Annotated in this window: 1 protein-coding gene and 1 riboswitch; the gene reads left to right on the top strand. The window is 73.0% G+C overall.

Features of this window, described 5'->3' with window-relative positions; translation table 11 throughout:
- Positions 1-169: 169 nt before the first annotated feature.
- A riboswitch (cobalamin riboswitch) is annotated at positions 170-324 on the top strand.
- 32 nt (positions 325-356) lie between these two features.
- Positions 357-3,974: a cobaltochelatase subunit CobN gene (cobN, locus tag OTB20_RS20670; protein ID WP_267752965.1), complete on the top strand. Its 3,618-nt coding sequence runs from the start codon at positions 357-359 to the stop codon at positions 3,972-3,974.
- The last annotated feature ends 208 nt before the right edge of the window (positions 3,975-4,182 follow it).

Here is a 4,182-nt window from a genome sequence, read left to right as displayed (position 1 = left end):
CTCCCCGCGGTAGCCGGGGGAGTTTGAGGCGCGGAGCCCCGGGCAGAGCCCCGGCAGCGGTGCCGCACCCGACCCGGCCCGCCAACCCCGGCTCCGCACACCCACCCGACCGGCGTCGTCGCAGGCGTCCCCGCAGGCGGCCCCGCCCAAGGACCCGCACCCCGACCCCCCTAAGATGACTCCTCGGCGGCCAATAGGCCCGCCATCGCCGAGGACGGCGACATGGGAGGAAGCCCGGTGCGAATCCGGCGCGGTCCCGCCACTGTGAACCCGCGGCCCCGGCCCCGGATGAGTCAGGAACTCCCGCCGTCCTCACTGCCCGGGGCGCGGAAACCCCGAGGAAGGCCTGCCGCCGCATGATCCTGCTGCTGTCGACGTCCGACACCGATCTGCTCAGCGCCCGCGCAGCGAGCGCCGGGGACGGCCCCGTCCCGTACCGGTTCGCGAACCCCTCCCGCCTTCCCCTCGACGACCTCCCCGGTCTCCTCGACGGCGTCTCCCTGGTCGTCGTACGCCTCCTCGGTGGTCTGCGCGCCTGGCAGGACGGGCTCGACCTGCTCCTGGCCCCCGGCCAGACCCGCCCGGTGGTCGTCCTGACCGGCGAACAGGCCCCCGACGCACAGCTGATGGAAGCCTCGACCGTCCCGATCGGCATCGCCGCCGAGGCGCACGGCTACCTCGCCCACGGCGGCCCGGCCAACCTGGACCAGCTCGCCCGCTTCCTCTCCGACACCGTGTTGCTGACCGGCCACGGGTTCGAGCCCCCGGCGGCCTCCCCCACCTGGGGCCACCTGGCACGCACCGCCGGGACCACGACGGGCCCGCGGATCGCCGTGCTGTACTACCGGGCGCACCAGATGAGCGGCAACACCGCCTTCGTGGGCACCCTCTGCGAGGCGATCGAGGCCCACGGCGCCCAGGCGCTCCCCCTCTACGTCTCCTCCCTGCGCTCCCCGGAGCCGGAGCTGATCGCGGAGCTGGAGTCGGCCGACGCGATCGTCACCACCGTCCTCGCCGCCGGCGGCACCAAGCCCGCCACCGCCTCCGCGGGCGGTGACGACGAGTCCTGGGACGCCGGCGCCCTGGCCGGGCTCGGCGTACCGATCCTGCAGGCGCTGTGCCTGACCGGCTCCCGGTCCGCCTGGGAGGAGAGCGACGAGGGTCTGTCCCCTCTCGATGCCGCCACCCAGGTCGCCGTCCCGGAGTTCGACGGCCGCCTGATCACCGTCCCGTTCTCCTTCAAGGAGCTGGACGAGGACGGCCTGCCCGCCTACGTCGCCGACCCCGAGCGGGCCGCCCGCGTAGCCGGCATCGCCGTGCGCCATGCCCGGCTGCGCCACATCGAACGCCGCGACAAGAAGATCGCCCTGGTCCTCTCCGCGTACCCCACCAAGCACTCCCGCATCGGCAACGCGGTCGGCCTGGACACCCCGGCCAGCGCCGTGGAGCTGCTGCGCACGCTCATCGCGGGCGGCTACGACTTCGGCCCCGTCGAGGACGTCCCGGGCCTGGTCTCCGGCGACGGCGACGAGCTGATCCGCGCCCTGATCGCGGCCGGCGGCCACGACCAGGACTGGCTGACCGAGGAGCAGCTGGCCCGCAATCCGGTCCGGATCCCGGCAGCCGACTACAAGCGCTGGTTCGCCGAGCTCCCCGCCGAGCTGCGCGACAGCGTCAACGAGCACTGGGGCGAGGCCCCGGGCAACATGTTCGTGGACCGCTCCGCGAACCCGGAGGGCGATATCGTCCTCGCGGCCCTGCGCCGCGGGAACCTCCTCGTCCTCATCCAGCCGCCGCGCGGCTTCGGCGAGAACCCGATCGCGATCTACCACGACCCGGACCTGCCGCCCTCGCACCACTACCTGGCCGCGTACCGCTGGATCCAGGCGCGCGCCGAGGACGGCGGTTTCGGCGCCGACGCGATGATCCACCTGGGCAAGCACGGCAACCTGGAGTGGCTGCCGGGCAAGAACGCCGGTCTGTCGGCGGCCTGCGGCCCCGATGCCGCGCTGGGCGACCTGCCCCTCATCTACCCGTTCCTGGTCAACGACCCGGGCGAGGGCACCCAGGCCAAGCGCCGCGTGCACGCCACCCTGGTCGACCACCTGGTGCCGCCGATGGCCCGCGCGGAGTCGTACGGCGACATCGCGCGTCTGGAGCAGCACCTCGACGAGTACGCGCAGATCTCCGCGATGGACCCGGCGAAGCTGCCGGCGATCCGCGCCCAGATCTGGACGCTGATCCAGGCCGCGAAGCTGGACCACGACCTGGGTCTGGAGCAGCGCCCCGACGACGAGGGCTTCGACGACTTCCTGCTGCACGTCGACGGCTGGCTGTGCGAGATCAAGGACGCCCAGATCCGCGACGGTCTGCACGTCCTGGGCGGCGCCCCGACCGGCGACTCCCGCGTGAACCTGGTCCTCGCCATCCTGCGCGCCCGCCAGATCTGGGGCGGTACGACGGCCCTGCCCGGCCTGCGCGAGGCGCTCGGCCTCGACGAGTCCGCGGCCACCCGCACCACCGCCGACGAGGCGGAGGAGACGGCCCGCGCGCTGGTCCAGGCGATGGAGGACGCGAACTGGGCCCCGGAGGCGGTGGCTTCGGTCGCCGCCGGTTTCTCGGCGGACGTGGCGGCCGTACTGGACTTCGCGGCCCGCGAGGTCGTCCCGCGCCTGGCCGGCACCACCGACGAGATCACCCATGTGGTCCGCGCGCTGGACGGCGGCTTCGTCCCGGCGGGCCCCTCCGGCTCGCCGCTGCGCGGCCTGGTCAACGTGCTGCCGACCGGCCGGAACTTCTACTCGGTCGACCCGAAGGCCGTTCCGTCCCGCCTCGCGTGGGAGACCGGCCAGGCCCTGGCCGACTCCCTCCTGACCCGCTACCGCACGGACAACGGCGAATGGCCCGCCTCCGTCGGACTGTCCCTGTGGGGCACGAGCGCGATGCGCACCTCGGGCGACGACGTGGCCGAGGCCATGGCGCTGCTGGGCGTGCGCCCCGTCTGGGACGAGGCCTCGCGCCGCGTCACCGGTCTGGAGCCGATCCCGCTCGCCGAGCTCGGCCGTCCGCGCATCGACGTGACCCTGCGCATCTCGGGCTTCTTCCGTGACGCGTTCCCGCACGTCATCGGCCTGCTGGACGACGCGGTACGGCTGGCGGCCTCGCTGGAGGAGCCCGCGCAGGACAACTTCGTACGGGCCCACGCGCAGGCGGACCTGGCCGTGCACGGCGACGAGCGGCGGGCGACCACCCGTATCTTCGGCTCGCGCCCGGGCACGTACGGCGCGGGCATCCTGCAGCTGATCGATTCCCGCGACTGGCGCACCGACGCCGACCTCGCGGAGGTCTACACGGTGTGGGGCGGGTACGCGTACGGCCGGGGGCTCGAAGGCCGCGCGGCGCGCGAGGAGATGGAGACCGCCTACAAGCGGATCACGGTCGCGGCGAAGAACACGGACACCCGCGAGCACGACATCGCCGACTCCGACGACTACTTCCAGTACCACGGCGGCATGGTGGCCACCGTCCGCGCACTGCGCGGCACGGCCCCCGAGGCGTACATCGGGGACTCGACCCGTCCCGAGACGGTCAAGACGCGCACGCTGGTCGAGGAGACCTCACGCGTCTTCCGCGCCCGCGTGGTGAACCCGAAGTGGATCGAGGCGATGCGCCGCCACGGTTACAAGGGTGCCTTCGAGCTGGCCGCCACGGTCGACTACCTCTTCGGCTACGACGCCACGACCGGTGTGGTGGCCGACTGGATGTACGACAAGCTGACCGAGACGTACGTCCTCGACCCGGAGAACCGCGCCTTCCTGGAGGAGGCCAACCCCTGGGCCCTGCACGGGATCGCCGAACGGCTCCTGGAGGCCGAGTCCCGCGGTATGTGGGAGAAGCCGGACCCGCAGGTCCTGGAGGCGCTGCGCCAGGTGTACCTGGACACGGAGGGCAACCTCGAAGGCGAAAGCGACTGACCTGTCCCGGTCCGAGCAAGACTGAGCCGTATGTGCCATTACTGCGGCTGTCGCGAGATCCCGCTGCTCAAGGAGTTCATCGCCGAGCACGAGGCGGTGACGAACGCGGCGGGTGACGCCCTGCGCGCCCTGGACTCGGGGGACCCCGCCAGGGCGCGTGACCTCGTAACGGAGATGACGGCCGTCCCGCTCCCCCCCAGGGAGGGCG

The sequence above is a fragment of the Streptomyces sp. H27-H1 genome (assembly GCF_026627445.1).
Classification (GTDB): domain Bacteria; phylum Actinomycetota; class Actinomycetes; order Streptomycetales; family Streptomycetaceae; genus Streptomyces.
Note: the sequence above shows the minus strand (reverse complement) of the source record. Positions and strands in the feature narration are given on the sequence as shown.